Origin of the sequence: Novosphingobium sp. PhB165 (assembly GCF_004341845.1) — a bacterium.
Classification (GTDB): Bacteria; Pseudomonadota; Alphaproteobacteria; order Sphingomonadales; family Sphingomonadaceae; genus Novosphingobium.
On the sequence record NZ_SLVB01000002.1, the window covers coordinates 680,383 to 696,337 of the forward strand.

General features: G+C 64.5%; 13 protein-coding genes and 1 riboswitch. Of the genes, 4 read left to right on the forward strand and 9 right to left on the reverse strand.

The features are described 5' to 3' along the window. Window positions 1-233: 233 nt before the first annotated feature. The 3 genes from EDF56_RS08465 to EDF56_RS08475 form a co-directional block, all read right to left on the reverse strand. Window positions 234-2,261 (reverse strand): TonB-dependent receptor, encoded by a 2,028-nt coding sequence (locus tag EDF56_RS08465; RefSeq protein ID WP_132386276.1) that lies wholly within the window; start codon window positions 2,259-2,261, stop codon window positions 234-236. Window positions 2,262-2,436: 175 nt separating this feature from the next. Continuing rightward, window positions 2,437-2,678, reverse strand: a riboswitch (cobalamin riboswitch). 123 nt (window positions 2,679-2,801) lie between these two features. Next, window positions 2,802-3,551, reverse strand: coding sequence for an isocitrate lyase/phosphoenolpyruvate mutase family protein (locus EDF56_RS08470; RefSeq protein WP_132386277.1), 750 nt, complete (start codon window positions 3,549-3,551; stop codon window positions 2,802-2,804). 105 nt (window positions 3,552-3,656) lie between these two features. Beyond that, window positions 3,657-4,130, reverse strand: coding sequence for an Lrp/AsnC family transcriptional regulator (locus EDF56_RS08475; RefSeq protein ID WP_132386278.1), 474 nt, complete (start codon window positions 4,128-4,130; stop codon window positions 3,657-3,659). A gap of 131 nt (window positions 4,131-4,261) precedes the next feature. Here EDF56_RS08475 and EDF56_RS08480 point away from each other — a divergent pair, with 131 nt between their 5' ends. Continuing rightward, window positions 4,262-6,601 (forward strand): transketolase, encoded by a 2,340-nt coding sequence (locus EDF56_RS08480; protein WP_132386279.1) that lies wholly within the window; start codon window positions 4,262-4,264, stop codon window positions 6,599-6,601. A gap of 56 nt (window positions 6,602-6,657) precedes the next feature. Here EDF56_RS08480 and EDF56_RS08485 read toward each other — a convergent pair whose 3' ends face one another. The 3 genes from EDF56_RS08485 to EDF56_RS08495 form a co-directional block, all read right to left on the reverse strand. Beyond that, entirely contained in the window at window positions 6,658-7,242 is a 585-nt protein-coding gene (locus EDF56_RS08485) for a DUF4142 domain-containing protein (RefSeq protein ID WP_132386280.1), read from the reverse strand. A 104-nt stretch (window positions 7,243-7,346) separates the two neighbouring features. After that, on the reverse strand, window positions 7,347-7,610 hold the full coding sequence (locus tag EDF56_RS08490; protein ID WP_132386281.1) for a DksA/TraR family C4-type zinc finger protein: 264 nt from the start codon (window positions 7,608-7,610) through the stop codon (window positions 7,347-7,349). 63 nt (window positions 7,611-7,673) lie between these two features. Continuing rightward, window positions 7,674-8,240, reverse strand: coding sequence for a ferritin-like domain-containing protein (locus tag EDF56_RS08495; RefSeq protein ID WP_132386282.1), 567 nt, complete (start codon window positions 8,238-8,240; stop codon window positions 7,674-7,676). A gap of 253 nt (window positions 8,241-8,493) precedes the next feature. On the opposite strand from EDF56_RS08495, the gene EDF56_RS26585 reads away from it, so the two are divergent. Together EDF56_RS26585 and EDF56_RS08505 are read left to right on the forward strand one after the other, a co-directional pair. Then, window positions 8,494-8,625, forward strand: a complete 132-nt coding sequence (locus tag EDF56_RS26585; protein ID WP_279389704.1) for a hypothetical protein — start codon at window positions 8,494-8,496, stop codon at window positions 8,623-8,625. A gap of 165 nt (window positions 8,626-8,790) precedes the next feature. Further along, window positions 8,791-10,026, forward strand: coding sequence for an MFS transporter (locus EDF56_RS08505; RefSeq protein WP_132386284.1), 1,236 nt, complete (start codon window positions 8,791-8,793; stop codon window positions 10,024-10,026). A 57-nt stretch (window positions 10,027-10,083) separates the two neighbouring features. Here the strand turns inward: EDF56_RS08505 and EDF56_RS08510 are convergent, their stop codons facing one another. Continuing rightward, the gene (locus EDF56_RS08510) at window positions 10,084-12,402 is read right to left on the reverse strand and encodes a TonB-dependent receptor (protein WP_243652479.1); all 2,319 of its coding nucleotides are present in this window, start codon (window positions 12,400-12,402) and stop codon (window positions 10,084-10,086) included. Between the two features lie 250 nt (window positions 12,403-12,652). Here EDF56_RS08510 and EDF56_RS08515 point away from each other — a divergent pair, with 250 nt between their 5' ends. Further along, window positions 12,653-13,537, forward strand: coding sequence for a formyl transferase (locus EDF56_RS08515; RefSeq protein ID WP_207904665.1), 885 nt, complete (start codon window positions 12,653-12,655; stop codon window positions 13,535-13,537). Here the strand turns inward: EDF56_RS08515 and EDF56_RS08520 are convergent. Further along, complete coding sequence (locus EDF56_RS08520; RefSeq protein WP_243652480.1) at window positions 13,503-14,621, reverse strand: glycosyltransferase family 4 protein; 1,119 nt, start codon at window positions 14,619-14,621, stop codon at window positions 13,503-13,505. The genes EDF56_RS08515 and EDF56_RS08520 overlap by 35 nt on opposite strands. Next, window positions 14,597-15,955, reverse strand: coding sequence for a lipopolysaccharide biosynthesis protein (locus EDF56_RS08525; protein WP_132386399.1), 1,359 nt, complete (start codon window positions 15,953-15,955; stop codon window positions 14,597-14,599). Before EDF56_RS08525 ends, EDF56_RS08520 begins: the two co-directional genes overlap by 25 nt.

Genomic DNA, 15,955 nt, shown 5'->3' on the forward strand with positions numbered 1-15,955 from the left:
CCGGCAATTCCGCTTTCGACAAGAAGTACAACCTGTACTCCCCACATCGTCACCCTGAACTTGTTTCAGGGTCCATCTCTCCGCCCGCACCGCCGTCGCCTTGGCAGACTGGGATATCCGCTGGTTCCCGAAACACTCACATCGGCGGCCAGATGGATCCTGAAACAAGCTCAGGATGACGGGCATGACGGGCGCGTCGTACCGCGGAGCAAACTCCGCGGTACGCCTTGCATTCAGAACGTGTAGCGCGCGCCGATCTTGAAGGTGCGCGGTTCGATCACACGGCTCAACCGGCCATCGGTCGGTCCGTCGGCGTCGAATGCGGGGATATAGGATTCGTAGTAATAGGCGATGTCCTTGTCCCGGCTGTCGAAGATGTTGAGCACTTCGCCATAGATCTCGATCTTCTTGCCCTTCCACGCGGCGCGGGCGTTGACGACGGTGCTGCCCTTGTCGCGCACCGAGTTGTCCTCAACCAGCGGATAGGGCCCGAGATGGCGTACGCGGATACTCGCTTCCCACGGGTCGAGCACGATCGAGGCACCCGCCGAGGCGGCGTTCTCGAAGGCGTTGGGAATGCGGTCGCCATTGTCGTAGCGCGAATGGTTCTCGGTATAATTGCCGTCGAGCGCCAGCCACGGCAGCGGACGCCAGAAGGCGACTACCTCGTAGCCATGGCGCTTGCTGGCGCCGGTGGGCTCCACCGCGTTGGAATCGCCCACGAAGCGCAGTTCGCTGGCCACGTCGAGCCACCAGTACGTGCCGGTCAGCGAGAACTTGCCGATCTGGAGGCGGCCGCCCAGTTCCTTGCCGGTGCCGCGCACCAGCACGGGCACCGGCGTATCCACATTGACCGCGCCGCGCACGTCGTTCGAATGGAAGCCCCGGCCCCAGTTGGCATAGACCTCGAACTGCGGCGTCACTTCATAAGCGGCCGAAAACTTGGGCGAGACGATGGAATCGTGCCCGCTGCCCTCGCCAATCGCGGCGGCCGCCGCATCGCGGGCACGTACCGAATAGTGATAGTAATCGCCGCGCAGCCCGCCGGTCAGGCGCAGGCCGGGCAGAGGCTTCCACATCGCTTCGCCGTAGAGCGCACCGGAAAGCTCTTCGACATGATAGCGGCCGAGCGAATAGAGCAGCTCGCGATCCGCCGTGCGGTTCACGCCGACGCTGCCGATATGGTCGTAGCGATTTTCGGTTCCGACAGTGAACTGCAGGCTGTCCGCAAGCTCCCACTGCTTGCGCGCGGTGAGGCCGGTGACCCAGCGCTTGTCGTACTGCTCGATCTGCGCGCTGGTGCCGTCCGGGTCACTGTAGGTGGGGTTCGAGTACATGTTCCAGTCGTAGTACTGGGCGTAGAGATTGGCGCTCCAGCTGGCCTGCGTCACGCCGACATTGCCAACGAAACGCGTGGTCCGCCCGCGCGCGGAAGGATCGGGCGAGCAGAACACATCGGGGCAAATGTCCGAGCCGATGATGCGCTCGGGGATCTGCTCGGTCGGCCGCCAGGTGGCGTGATAGGCGTGGAGCGAGGCTTCCAGCTTTCCATCGCCGAGCGGCACCGCGTACTTCGCGAAGCCCGCATAATGGCGCAGATGCTCGGCCTCTTCCCAGGGCCCGTCATAGCGCTTGGCCTGCCCGACAAGGGTGAGATCGCCGCCGCCAAGGTCCTTGATCGTACCGCCCGCCGCAAGACGCCCGGCATTGTAGGAACCGCCTTCCACCGAGACCCAAGGCCGGTCGAACCCGTCGATAGTGGTCATGTAGGCCGCGCCCGCCAGCGCAAAATCGCCGCCATCCGCGCGATAGGGCCCTTTGCGGAAATCCTCACGGGCGACGATCTCGGGGATCAGGCCATTGAGGTCGAGATAGCCCTGCCCGTGGCCGTGCGTGCGCAAGTTCATCTGCACGCCGTCGATATAGGTCGTGAAATCGGTCCCGTGGTCGAGGTTGAAGCCGCGCAAAAAGTACTGGTTTGCCTTGCCGCTGCCCGAATGCTGGGCCGCCACCATGCCCGGCACGGCTTCCAGCAATTCGGCGACGCGCAGCAGGGGGCGGACCAGCAGGTCCGAGCCCGCCACGCTGCCTTCGCTGGCGGCATGGGCCTCGCCGATCTTCGTCTCGCCGCGGCCGAAGACCACGATTTCTTCGGCGGTTCCAGCGTCCGACGCCGAAGGCGCGTCCTCCGCAAGGGCAGGAGCGGAAGCAATCGCGCACAGGGCCACGCCTGCGCAAAATGCAGTTATACGGAAAGTCATCAATATTTCCCCGGCGTCTTGCGACTACCGGCAGAGACCTGCCGCCAACGACGGTCGGCGCGCGTGGACGGCCGGACGCCCGAGGCGACCGTTACGCGAACCGATGCGGTCTCCACCGCTCGTTCGTCGCTCAGACGGAAAAATCACCGGGCCCCGGCCATTCCCTGGGCCAAAGCGAGAGCGACCAGACGCCGGCAGGTCTCCTGGCTCACGGGTCACGGCACGATGCACGGCCTTCCCAGGCCCCGCATGACTTAGCGTCCGGCCCAGTGGCTGCGACAGGCGTCCTTGCCCTGCCGCGATGTGCATCGCGCTCGCCGCTTACAGTTGCAGGGACAGCCTCGGATTCAGGGGCGAGCCCCCTCACCGCGTTCCCTATTAAGCCTCTTTCGAGGCACCGGCGCGATCTTGCCCTTCCGGTCCACAGGACGCGGAAAGACGCCGCCTGCTAACTTGCCCCGCAGGCGGACGCAAGGGCAGGAAGCGCGTTTAGGATTGTTCCAGCGATGTTTTCGGGCTTGGGAGGTGTGTTCGGTGGCCTTAGGGCTCGCACCTTCTAAGCGCTGCGGCGGCTTCGTCGAATGCCGTCCAGGTGCGCTTGGCAAGGCTCCCGCCGACGCTGCACCGCCGCACGCCCAGATCGGCAAACGCGCGGATGCTGGCGTCGTAGTCGTGGATAACGACATTGACGGGCTTGGGCGCAACGGCCGACACCAGTTCGGCAACGGCGCCCAGGTCGAGGATGAACGGCACGAATAGGCAATCCGCGCCGGCTTCGGCATAGGCTACCGCGCGGGCGATACTCACTTTCGCCGTCATGCCCGGCACCCGGAAATTCTCGTTACGGCCGATCAGCATGACTGCCGGATCGATCGCGTCGATTGCCGCCCGCGCGGCGGCAATGCGCTCTACCGCAAGGCCAAGGTCGTACATCACGCTGCCCGACCAATCCTCGATGGATAGGCCCGCAATGCCGGTATCCACCGCCAGCGCGACGTTCGCGGCGACACCGGCCGGATCGTCGGCAAAACCGTTCTCGAAGTCGGCATTGACCGGCAGGTCGGTCGCGGCGACCAGCATGCCGAGATGGTCCAGCACTTCGTCGCGGCTGAGCTGGCCGTCGTCCCTGCCGGCAGCCCACGCGGCGCCCGCGCTGGTGGAGGCGATCGCCTTGAAACCCAGCTTGGCGAGACGCACCGCGCTCCCCCCGTCCCAGGCGTTGGGGATGATGAAGAACCCGCTCTCATGCAGCTTGCGGAACGCGGCTCGCTTCTCGGACGTGGTCGGCATCGTGGTTCTCCTTGGTGCGGAGCATATCCACGATTGGCCTGTGGGCCAGCGCAAAGACGTTCCGTTCCTCGTGGAGGATGAACCGCTCGCCCCTGTCCGGCAGGATCACGCAGTGGTCGGCAGCGCGGTCCGGTATACGACGGGGCGCAGCGCGAAGCTGGTCGTCACTTGCGCCACGCCCTTGATCCGGGTCAGCCGGGCGCGCAGGAAATCCTCGAACGCGCTGAGCGAGGGCACCAGAACGCGAAGCTGATAGTCCGCTTCCCCGGTCATCAGGTAGCACTCCATGACTTCCGGAAAGCTGGTCACCGCATCTTCGAACAATGCCAGATGGTGATCGTCCTGCTGATCGAGCCGTACGCGGACGAAGGCGGTTACCGACAAGCCGACAGCCTCCGGATCGACCAGCGCAACATAGCCGGTGATGACGTTGTCGCTCTCCAACTGCTTCAGGCGCCGGAGGCATGGCGAAGGAGACAGTCCTATCCGGTCCGACAGGTCCTGATTGGTGACGCGGCCGTTGATCTGCACTTCATCGAGAATACGCCTGTCGAAGTGATCGAGCGACGAATTTGGCATATAATTCTCTCCGGCCATCCAGATTTGGCACTATCTGCCATCCGTGCAGCGCATCGCGCATGGTTTTGCAAGGACCTGCCACAGCGATCCGGCCTATTCTCCTTCGCAATAAGTACGGGAGAGAGGGAAATATGGCGGCTATCGTCGAACAGGATCGGGCCGAAATCGTCAGCGCGATTGAGGCGCTGGAAAAGCGACTGCTGTGGCTCTCCGCCTGGACTATCCATAACGCCAACCACATTCGCGAGAAGCGCGATGGACTGAAAGTGGGCGGCCATCAGGCAAGCTGCGCCTCGATGACGGCGATCATGGCCGCGCTCTATTTCCATGCGCTTCGCCCGCAAGACAAGGTTGCGGTGAAGCCGCATGCCGGGCCGCTGCTCCATGCGATTCACTATCTGCTGGGCAACCAGAGCCTCGACCGCTTGCAGCGCTTTCGCGGGCTGGGCGGCGTGCAGAGCTACCCCTCGCGGACGAAGGACGCGATACCGGTCGACTTCTCGACCGGATCGGTGGGCCTTGGCGTGGCGGTCACGGCCTTTACCAGTCTGGTGCAGGACTATCTCATCGCCCACGGCCAAGTGCGCGAGGAAGACGCAGGCCGAATGATCGCGCTGATGGGCGATGCCGAGCTGGACGAGGGCAATATCTACGAGTGCCTGATCGAAGGCTACAAGCACGATCTGCGCAATTGCTGGTGGATCGTCGACTACAACCGCCAGTCGCTCGATGCCACGACGGCGGACCGCATGTTCCGCCGTTTCGACGACATTTTCGAGACTTGCGGCTGGCGCGTCGTCACGCTGAAGTACGGAAAGTTGCAGCGCGAGGCTTTCGCGCGACCCGGCGGCAAGGCGATCGAGGAATGGATCGACAGCTGCCCCAACGCGGAATTCGCGGCGCTCACCTATCAGGGCGGAGCGGCCTGGCGTACGCGGCTCATGGCGGATATCGGCGAGAAGGCGCATGTGCGCCAACTGATCGAAAGCTTCGACGACGACAGTCTGGCCGCGCTGATGACCAACCTCGGCGGGCACTGCATCGACACTCTGACCAGCGCGTTCGATGCCTGCGACGATGATCGGCCCACGATGTTCATCGCCTATACCGTCAAGGGGCACGGCTTGCCGCTTGCCGGGCACAAGGACAACCATTCGGGGATGATGAACAAGCCCCAGATGGAGCAGTTCCGCGCCAGCATGGGCATTGCCGAAGGGCAGGAATGGGAGCCTTGGGGCGGTCTGGGCGACAATGTCGCGGCCCGGCTCAAGGCCTTCATCGAAACGAGCGCCCTCGCCCGGAAAGCCGCCGAGCCGGCAGCCCCCATCGTCGCGGTTCCGGCACTGGTCACTCCCGATGGCGCCGAGCAATCCACACAGGCCGCGTTCGGGCGCATCCTGCTCGACATCGCCAAGTCCGGTGAGGAGCTGGGCGACCGCATCGTCACCACCGCGCCGGACGTGACGCAGACCACCAATCTGGGCGGCTTCGTCAACCAGCGCGGGCTGTTCCGGCGTCAGGAACTGGTGGACGTGTTCCAGAAAGCGAAAATCCCCTCCGCGCAGAAATGGCAGGGGCATGCCGCCGGACAGCACATCGAGCTGGGCATTGCCGAGAACAACTTCTTCATCATGCTCGCCTCGCTGGGGCTTGCCGCACCGCATTTCGGCACGCGACTGTTGCCGGTGGGCACGGTCTACGATCCCTTCATCGCGCGCGGGCTCGATGCGCTGAATTACGGGTGTTATCAGGATTCCCGGTTCCTGTTGGTCGGCACCCCCTCGGGGCTGACGCTGGCGGCGGAAGGCGGCGCGCATCAGTCCATCAACACACCGCTGATCGGCATGGGGCAGCCGAACCTGACCTATTTCGACCCCGCCTTTGCGGACGAGCTTGCGCTCATCATGGGCTGGGCCTTCGCACATATGCAGGAGGCGGACGGCGGTTCGGTCTATCTGCGGCTCTCGACCCGTTCGATCCCGCAAGTGACGCGCGAGGATGCGGCATGGGAGGGCGATGCGCTCAAGGGCGGGTACTGGCTGCGGAAACCCGGCCCCGGCGCGGAGGCGGCGATCGTCTTTTCCGGCATCGTCGCCCCGGAAGCGCTGTCCGCGTGGGAGCAGCTTGCCGACGATCTGCCCGGAATCGGGCTGCTCAATGTCACATCGCCGGACCTGCTGCACCGGGGCTGGTCAGAGCGCCGGTCAGCGCGCTGGAACGGCGGTGAGGCGCAGTCCTGCCATGCGGAAACGCTGCTGTCGGCACTGGCACCGGGCGCAGGCCTCGTAACGGTGCTGGATGGATCACCGGGGGCGCTCTCATGGCTGGGCGGGGTCAGGGGCATGCGGGTCAGTCCGCTCGGAACCGACCGCTTCGGGCAGACCGGTGATCTGATCGATCTCTACCGCGAATACCGCCTCGATGCCGATGCGATCATCGATGCCGTCGCGGAACTCTTCCTTGGGCATTGATCGATTAATCCGGCTACGCGGCGCAATCGCCGCGTAGCCGGACAACCCGCGCCGCCTTACAGGGCCTTGGCCATGTTGAGGTGGGCAACCACGATCGGAATCACGTGATCCGCGAAAGCCTTCAGCGAAGGCACGTCTCCGGTCGAGGAATAGGCCTTGAGAACATCAAGCGTCGCTTGGTGACCATCCACCTGAGCCTTGGCGAAAGCCTCGTCGAAGTCCTTACCCGACTTGGTGGCGAGCGTATCGAGCGTCTGCTGCTGCGCGGGGCTGAGCGTCGGATCGGGCGTGATCGCCGGAATCGCAGCGCTGGCAGCGGTCTTCAGCAAGGTGGTGGACTTGGTGTGGGCCGTAATCATCTGCTCGGCAAAATGCTTGACGTTAGCCGACTGGGCGTGCGTCGCGGCAAGCTTGGATGCGGCGATTTCGAAGGCATCGCTGGCCGCAGCGGTGTTGGCGAAGGCCTGTCCCGGGCTCACGACCTCTGCAACGGTTTCTGTAGCGGTGGGCACCACGGCGGGCGGCATCGCGGTATCCGGGGCCGCGGGAGAGGTCGCCTCGGCGGGCTGGGGCGATTCTTTCTTGCACCCCGCCAAGGCGAGAACCGCAAGCGGGATTGCGAACAGAGCGGCATTTTTCATGAAAAAGCTCCCGTTTCGAAAGATGGCAATCGTGTTCCCCCAACTACTCAGGGCCTGACGCGTTCCCATTGGACCGCTCCGCAGCCCGGAGGCCCTTCCTCCATTCAACGCAATTGGCTGTCCTTGCTCCCGCGCCGATTGATGCCCCCATGGACCGGCACCTTGTCGCGCCGGGCCTGACAGGCAACGCAAGTGCGGACACCGGGCATTGCCTGACGCCGCGCGTCCGGGATGGGATCGCCGCATTCCTCGCATTCCGCGAGGCCTTCGCCATGAGGCATTCGCGCCCTCGCGGCCGATATCGCGTCCTTCAGGCTGTCTTCTATCTGGTCCTGAACGGCGCCGTCCGGCGCCCAGCCATTGGCCATGACCGTTGCCTTTCCATCCCTCCGATTTGCGGGCACGTCATCGGCAAGGCCGGTGACGTCCCATTACAAAAATGGGCGGCCCTCATGCGCGACGAGCAGATCGTGCATGTCCGAAGCGTGATCCTCCTCGTCGGCCAGAATGTGTTCCAGCATGATGCGCGTGGTGGGATCGTGATCGTCGAAATAGCGGATCAGTTCCTGATAGTGCTCGATCACCAGCCGCTCGGCCACGAGATTCTGCTTGATCATCTCAACCAGATTGCCGCCGTTTCCGTATTCCGTAGCGGCGCGCGAGGCCAGGCCTTCGGGGTTGAGGTTCGGTACTCCGCCAAGCTGGTCGATGCGGTTCGCGGCCATCATCATGTGCTCGTGCTCGCTCGCGGCGTGCTCTTCGAATTCGGCAGCGACGCTCTTGGAGGTGATGCCGTCCGCCGTGATCGCGTGCATCTGGTATCGCAACACGCAGACGAGTTCGGTCGCCACCACGTTCTGCAACAGCTCAATCGTCTTTGCGACATCGCCGTGATAGCTGGGCATGACCGCGCCATCGTCCAGCGACTTGCGCGCCCGTGCACGCAGAGTCTTGACGTCGGTCAGAAAGGCGCTGCGTTCCTCGACTTTGCCTGCCATGGTGGAGTTCCTGTCATGGATGTTTGCGCCTTCAATGACTATGGCCGCCCCCTTGTTCCACGCGAACGACTCTCAACAATGACCTGGGCGCTTCAAGACTATCCTTGTCTTTGATTTCGCGGCGTATACTCGGATATTTAGTTTTGCGCCGAACGACAGCCGTTGGCTGCGACCTGCGGAAATCGCCATGGGCAATCAGAGTGAGCGGCATTTCCCACTCATTGCCCACCCCGAACCGGACTACAAAAGGGGCATGAAAACACTGGAAAACACGCTCGCCCTGCCCCTTCGGCAATTGTCCAATCCCGTACAGCTTGGTCTGGGAGCAGTTATCTCTTGCGCCGGTGTCGCCTTGACGCTGGGACATCTTGCCAGCGCGCTCTGACTATTTCCTTGCGGCCACACCTCTGAGCCACTGAAGTCCTGCGATTGCCAAGACCGGGCAACGGATTATCATGCCCTTCATGTCGTTTGGAAATCGCACGGGCCGCCCCGGCCGATGAACGCCGGAGACGGGGCACGCGAACACGCGCCTTTGTCGAGGCAGTCCATGGCGATCGCCGCCTTTTCGACAATCGTCGAATGGTACGATTTCACGCTCTATCTCTATCTGGCCACCGTCCTGTCGCGCGTGTTCTTCGGCGGCAATGAAGCCGCGCTGTCGACCACACTGGGCGGTTTCGCGATTGCCTATCTGATGCGCCCCCTCGGCGCCGCAGTCTTCGGCCATGTCGGAGACCGATTTGGGCGACGGCGAATGATGCTGCTGTCCATGGCACTGATGACGGCGGCCATGCTCGCCACTGCTGCCTTGCCCACTTATGCCAGCATCGGCCCGGCCTCTGGCTGGTTGCTGCTGTTCCTGCGCTGCATAATGGGATTTTCGGTGGGCGGCGAATATACCGGCGTCGTTGCCTATCTGATGGAAGGCGCGCATCGCGGGCGGCGCGGCCTTGTTACCTCCTCCGCCGCGGCGGCGAGCGAGCTGGGCGGGCTGCTGGCAGCGGGACTTTCCGCGCTGGTGGTCAATGCACTGGCTCCAGCCGCGCTCGATTCATGGGGCTGGCGCATACCCTTCCTGTTCGGCGCGGTTCTGGCCGGAGCCGTACTGCTAACCCGCGCCACGCTGGAAGAATCACCCGAGTTCGAGCGGCAAGTCATCCACCGCACAGTTCCCGAGCAGCCGCTGCGTCAGGTCCTTTCCCGCCACCGCGCGGCAATCGCGCGCGGCTTCGCCATTTCCGCGCTGGGTTCGATCACCTACTATGTCGGCATCACCTATGTGCCCGTGTTCATCACGGGAACGGGCGTGATGGTAGAGAGCCAGGCGCTGTGGCTCTCAACGGCGGCGGCGGTCATGGTGATTTTCGTGACGCCTTTCGTGGGCGCCCTTTCCGACCGGATCGGACGGCGGCCGGTGCTGCTGGGAGTGGGCGTGCTTTCCGTTCTGGCGCCCGCCAGTTGTTTTGCGGCGATGGGCATGGGCTCGTACGGCGCGGCCCTGATCGGCGCGCTGATACTGGCAGCGCTGGGCGGTGCGGTCAGCGCCGTGGGGGCAGTGGCGACCGCCGAACTGTTTCCCGGAGAAGGCCGCCTTTCAGGGCTTGCTCTTGGAGCGACGGCAGCGACGGCGATATTCGGCGGCCTTGCGCCATTCGTTGCCCACTGGCTGGTTGCGCTGACCGGGTGGCAAGCCGTTCCGGGCCTGATGATCGCCGCTGTCGCCCTCGGCGTTTTGCCGGTCTTTGCGATGATCCCCGAGACCCGGCCCACTCGTTCGGCCTGATGTCGACCCTTCCCCGCCTGTCGCGACGGGGAAGGATCGAGAGCGTATTACAAAGGCTTAGAAGGCGACGCCCAGCGTTCCGAAGATCTGGCGCGGCGCCGACGAGTGGAACACCAGCAGCGTCCCGGCGGCATCGTCCGGTGCAAACACGCTGTTGTCGAAGTTCGACGCATAGCGCTTGTTGGTCAGGTTGGTGACGTTCAGCGACAGCTTCGCGCCCTTCACCACGCCGACCGAACCGAAGTCATACCCCATACCGAGATCGAAGGTGGTGTAGCCGCCGAAGCTCTGGTCGTTGGTGTAGGTGTAGTAACGGCGGCCGGTATACTTGCCCTGAAGCGAGGCCGAGAAGCCGTTCTGCCGCACGGTCAGCACGCTGGAGACCATCTCCTTGGGCGTATCCACCTGCTGCTTGCCGGCGGTTGCCTTGACGACGCAAGTGGTCGTGCACCAGTTGAGATCGTCGTCATAAGTGGACTTGTTGTACGATGCCGAGTTGTACCAGGTCAGCCACGGCGCAGGCTTCCACAATACGCCCAGTTCCACGCCCCGGCTGGTGACACCACCGGCATTGTGGAAGGAATTGCCGCAGCCCGGGTTCTGCTGCTGGTTGGTCGGGCACGGGTTGTACTGGAGCAGGCGATTGTCGAAATTGACCCAGTAGCCGCTCAGCGCGAGCTGAACCGGGCCGTTCACATAGCGATAGCCGCCTTCGAAGCTGCGCGATGTCTCGGGCTTCAGCGTCTTGCCCTGCGCGTCCCAGACGGTCTGCGTCACCGACTGCGGGCCGAGTTTGAAGCCGCCCTGGAACATCGCCATGTTCTCGGCATAGCTGGCATAGAGTTCGTGGTGGTCCGCAACCTGCCAGTGCACGCCCGCTTCCGGCAGGAAGAAGTCCTTGGCAGTGAGCGATCCCGTCGCGAACTGGCTTGAGGCCGGCGGCGGCGTCTTGGCGATACCGTCCTGCGCCTCGGCATCGGACCGCGAATAGGTGCCCTTGAAGCCGAAATCGATCGTTACCGCATCATCGAGCAGCTTGATCGTGTCCTGCACGTAGAACTGGCGCGTCTTCCACTTGGTTTCCTGCACCCACTGCGCAGTGTCAGGCTGGCCTTGCAGGAACTGGCCGAGGTCGAACGGACCGGTGACATTGGCCCAGATATAGCGCGCGGCGCTGCTCTTGTTTTCTTCCAGCCAGAAGCCGGCCTGGAACTGGTTGAAGCCGACGTCCCAGGTGAGGCTGCCTAGCCCGCCGGTGCGGTTGATGGTGTAGCGGGTGTCGCGGATCTGGACCGGTACGTCGTCGTCAGTGGTCGCCGTGCCTTGCTTGGACCAGCCGACGATCCAGTTGTTGCCCGCGCCCTTGTCGGTGTGATGATAGACCTGCAGATGGGCGGTCAGGGACTTGGTGACATCGAAATCCCCGGCAACGTAGAACAGGTTGTCGTTACGCAGGATCTGGCCGTTGGTATAGGTGACGTCGGCGTTCTTTTGCGGCTTGGGTGCATTGACGCACTTGCCCGGCGCGGTCGGTCCGGTCACCGTGCAATAGGCGACGCCGAGGTAGGACTGCCAGTCCGGCGCATAACCGCCCCAATCCCAGCCGAGCCGGCCAAGCATGTCCTTCGACAGATAGGGATCGTCGGCCTGATTGGTGCGCGAAATGTCCGCGAAGGCCGTGATCTTGCCGCCGGTGAATTCGTACTGCGCCTTGCCGTTGAGCTGCTTGCCGGTGGACCGGTTCCACGCGCGCTGGTTCACGAACAGGTCCTGCTCGCTATACTGCCCGGAAACATAGGCCGAGAAACCGGCATGCTCGCCCGTATCGAAGCGCGCGAAGGTGCGCAGGCTGTCCTGGCTGCCAAAGCTCTGGCTGGCCATCAGCCCCATTTCCTTGTGAGGGGCGCTGCTGAGGTAGATCAGTGCGCCGCCAAGGTTGCTGGTCGACGCGATGCCGAGGCCGGCGATCCCGGTCGCGAGATTGGCTTCGCCAAGGTTCTCCGAAATCAGCGCGCGGCTGATCGAGAGGCCATTGTAATTGTTGTAGGCTCCGTCGCCCAGCGGCATGCCGTCGAGCGTGTAGCCGAGATGCGTGGTGCTGAAGCCGCGCACCTGAAGCGATAGCGACTGCTCGTTGAGACCCAGTGCGTCGATCGACTGCGCGCTGACGCCGGGAAGGAAGTTCAGCGCCTTCTGCACGCTGGTGCCCGGGGGCAGGACATCGAGGTTCGCGGGCAGGAGCGTCGAAACCGAGCGGGTCTGGCCGCTGCCGATGACGACGATATCGTGAACTTCGTTGCTGTCCGCCTCGGCCGGCGAGACGTCTTCTGCCTTGGCCTGTGCGGAAATCGTGAAACTGGCAGCGGCGGCCGCCAAGAGAAGAACGGACTTTTGTAACACGTGACCCCCATGTCATTGAAGGCGCCGCGTAAACCTGAGTCCGCGGCGCCTCGGGGGGCGCCTATTCCATGCGCGTATGACGCTTTCGCTACAGATATGAAATATAAGACAAAACTTCCGACCGGTGGGGAGTGCCGTATCGTACCATCCAATGACGGAAAGACAGGCACCCTGCGCCGTGCGTCATGCCGGTTGTCAATGCGCGGCATCCGGCTATGAGAGCCCGATGCCGCGACGCAAGGATATCTGGCAGTGCGGGCTGATTACCCGTCCTCTCGACGAGGTGCTTTCCCGGGGTTTCTCACCGGAGAGCGCGATCTGGTTTCCGCCCGAGCCCGCCTTCACCTTTCTGGCCGACCCGTTCGGCTTCGACGATGGCGTGCACTTTCACGTCTTCGCCGAACAGTACGATTATCGCACCCGCCACGGTGTGATCGAGCGCCTGAGCTTCGACCGCGCATTCAGCCTCGTCGACCGGCGGTTGGTGCTGCGCGAGCCGTGGCACTTGTCCTACCCGCAAGTGTTCGAGGGCGAAGGCGCGATCTGGATGCTGCCCGAGGCGCATCGCTCCGGGAAACTCACGCTCTATCGCGGCAATGCGGCGCTCGACGTATGGCGGGCCGAATGCGCGATCGAGCTCGATTGCCTGCCGGTCGACGCATCGATCCTTCGCCACGACGGACGCTGGTGGCTGTTCTATTCCTCAGGCGAGAGCCGCGAGACCAAGCTCGGCACGCTCCATGTGGCATGGGCCGAACGGCTGACCGGGCCATGGACGCCGCATCCCGGCAACCCGGTGCGCCGCAGCCGCGCCTCGGCCCGGCCGGGCGGCGTGCCGGTGCTCGTGAATGGCGCGATCGTGCTGCCCACGCAGGACTGCACGCGGACTTACGGCGGGGCGATCCGGCCGCTGTGGATCGACCAGCTGGACGAAACCGCCTTCGAAGCGCGCGAAGGCGATGCGCTGGCCTTTCCCGGGCAGTTCGAAGGCATGCACACGCTGAGCGGGTGGGGCGATGTTACGCTGTTCGACGTCAAGACGATCGACCGGTCGCTGGCCGGAATCGCGCTCGACCTCAGGCGGGGCCTTGGGCGATACGCTGATAGATAGCGTTGCCGGCGCGCGAAAAGCGCTCGGGCGAGAAGCGGTCAAGCATGTCGGCGCGGGCGGAACGGCCCAGCACCGATAGCCGCGACGGATCACCCAGCGCCGCGCGGAGGCCTTCGGCAAGGCTTCCGGCGTCTCCGGGCGCGGCGAGCCAGCCGGTTTCGCCCGAACGGATCGAATGGGCCAGTTCCCCGACGCGCGATGCCACGACCGGCAGCCCTGCTGTCAATGCCTCGTGCCCGGCGATGCAGAAACCTTCCGAACGCGAAGGCTGGAGATAGAGGTGGCAGTCGGCCAGAAAGCGCTTCGGCTCCTCGGTGTATCCGGCAAGGCGCAGGTTCTCGACACCCAAAGTCCGGGCTTGCGCTTCGAGGCGCTCGCGCTCGGCGCCGTCGCCGGCAATCACGACCTCGCAGGGGACGGGCGGCACGAAACCGCCCTGCCGCAGCCGCGCCAACGCCTCGATCAGCACGTCGTAGCCCTTGACCGGGTGCAGGCGGCCAAGGCTGCCGAGGCGCAGAACCTCGCCCGGATGCCAGCCCTGCGCGACCGGCATGGCGGGATCGACGGCGTAGATCGGCCATGTCTCCAGCCGCTGTTCCGATACGCCGAGACGCTGCGTGGCGAACCTCGCGACCGAGCGGGAATCCGCCACCCACAACGAAGCCCGCGACTGAAGCAGGCGCAGCAGGCGCAAGTTCCACGGCTTCAGGAACGCGGCGTGCTGCCATGAAATCACCGGCAGGTTCATCATCGGTCCGGCAATCAGGCCCAGCAGCGTCGCGCGGCTGAGCGAGGTCCACAAGTGCGTGGCCCGCCAGGCGCGCACCTCGTGCATCATCCAGTGCAGGGCCCGGGCGTGGTCCTTCTCTCCGCCGTCGCGAACACGGGGATCGAGGCCCGCTGCTTCCATCGCCGGCAAGGCGCGGCCGTCCCGGCGGGTAAGCGCAAAGACGCGCACTTCGGCGCCTGCCTCGGCCAGCACGCGCGCGACCGACGGCACCGGCAGCGCCGCGCCGCCGCCTTCCACCGAGTTGATGATATAGGCAATCCGCATCGCGCTCACCGTTGCAGGCTGCTGCGCCATACGAGGAACACAAGCAGTCCGCTGGCAAGGATCGCCTGCCCGAGCGCCTGAATGCCCGCGCCCATCAGGCCGTACTGGTGGAGCAGCCACGGCATGGCCGAGAGGAAAACGAGGCTGGCGAACAGGTTCGCACTCATCGACCGGGCGGGATGGCCCAGCGCGGAGATCGCCGAACTGCACGGGGGGCCGATCAGCGCGATGGCGCGGGCCAGCACGAGGACGATCATCACCCCGGCCGCCTCGGTAAATGCCTTGCCGGCCAGAAGATGCAGGATCTGCTGCGGGAACAGCGCCACGACCAACACCACCGGCGCCGCCGCCAGCAAACCGATCACCACGATCTTGCCGAGAATACGGCGCAGCGCCTTGCCGCCCCGGCCGCTCGCGACGACGTGGGACAGTTCCGCATAAGCGGTATTGCCAAGGATCTGCGCGGGCTGTGCGATGATAACGGTGGCCCGTTGCGCCACCGAGAACAGGCCCGCCATGGCCGGACCTAGCACCCAGCCCACGACCAGCGGCGCGACTCTGCCGGTCAACTCGCCCAGCGTGACATCGGCGTTGCTGGCGATCAGGAAGCGCCAGATTCCTTCATTTTCCTCTGCCGGATCACCCTGTTCCGGATCCCACAAGGCGCTGCCCAGTTCGCGCGCGGCCACCCACAGGCCCATGGCCCAGAGTACCGCGAACTCGGCCAGCGCCGCCAGCAGCCATGCCACCAGAAACGAGCGAAGGCCCCAGCCGAAGGCGATCACGATCAGGGCCCCGCCCAACCGGACGACCGGCTGAACCAGATTGTGCAGCCCCAGCAGGTCGAAACGACCGCATAGCTGGAGATAGCCTGCCGGTGTCGAGCGCACTGATCCGAGAACCGCGAAAGCATAGAACGGCGCGAACGCCATGGCCTTGGGCGGCCAGTCGAGATGCGGCCCGACCAGCGGCACCAGCAACATGGCCGAAAGAATGGCCAGAGCCCCCCCGATCAACTCTACTTTCGCGCCGAAGCGGAGGAGTCTGACCAGACGATGCGGCTCGTTCTTCTGCTGCGCCTCCGCGCCATAGCGCACGACGGCCTGCCATGAGGGGAACTCCACGATGCCGCAGACGGTCGTGACATAGGCATGGACCAGCACCAGCACGCCATATTCGGTCGGACCGAGGAAGCGGGTTGCCAGCAGCAGATAGCCAAGGCTGATGATCCCCGCCCCGGCCTTGCCGCCCAACACGAGGCCCAGCGACGTGAAGATCCGGCCGACGATTCCGTGCGGCCGGGCCGCATGCCCTACCTCGTGCGCAACATCGTTCGGGACGATTTCGTCCTGTGACCGGGCCAT

What these genes read in the sequence shown, in the direction of transcription:
- EDF56_RS08465 (WP_132386276.1), bottom strand. Translation starts at nt 2,261, where the DNA reads ATGACTTTCCGTATAACTGCATTTTGCGCAGGCGTGGCCCTGTGCGCG.
- EDF56_RS08470 (WP_132386277.1), bottom strand. Translation starts at nt 3,551, where the DNA reads ATGCCGACCACGTCCGAGAAGCGAGCCGCGTTCCGCAAGCTGCATGAG.
- EDF56_RS08475 (WP_132386278.1), bottom strand. Translation starts at nt 4,130, where the DNA reads ATGCCAAATTCGTCGCTCGATCACTTCGACAGGCGTATTCTCGATGAA.
- EDF56_RS08480 (WP_132386279.1), top strand. Translation starts at nt 4,262, where the DNA reads ATGGCGGCTATCGTCGAACAGGATCGGGCCGAAATCGTCAGCGCGATT.
- EDF56_RS08485 (WP_132386280.1), bottom strand. Translation starts at nt 7,242, where the DNA reads ATGAAAAATGCCGCTCTGTTCGCAATCCCGCTTGCGGTTCTCGCCTTG.
- EDF56_RS08490 (WP_132386281.1), bottom strand. Translation starts at nt 7,610, where the DNA reads ATGGCCAATGGCTGGGCGCCGGACGGCGCCGTTCAGGACCAGATAGAA.
- EDF56_RS08495 (WP_132386282.1), bottom strand. Translation starts at nt 8,240, where the DNA reads ATGGCAGGCAAAGTCGAGGAACGCAGCGCCTTTCTGACCGACGTCAAG.
- EDF56_RS26585 (WP_279389704.1), top strand. Translation starts at nt 8,494, where the DNA reads ATGAAAACACTGGAAAACACGCTCGCCCTGCCCCTTCGGCAATTGTCC.
- EDF56_RS08505 (WP_132386284.1), top strand. Translation starts at nt 8,791, where the DNA reads ATGGCGATCGCCGCCTTTTCGACAATCGTCGAATGGTACGATTTCACG.
- EDF56_RS08515 (WP_207904665.1), top strand. Translation starts at nt 12,653, where the DNA reads ATGCCGCGACGCAAGGATATCTGGCAGTGCGGGCTGATTACCCGTCCT.
- EDF56_RS08520 (WP_243652480.1), bottom strand. Translation starts at nt 14,621, where the DNA reads ATGGCGCAGCAGCCTGCAACGGTGAGCGCGATGCGGATTGCCTATATC.
- EDF56_RS08525 (WP_132386399.1), bottom strand. Translation starts at nt 15,955, where the DNA reads ATGGCCCGGTCACAGGACGAAATCGTCCCGAACGATGTTGCGCACGAG.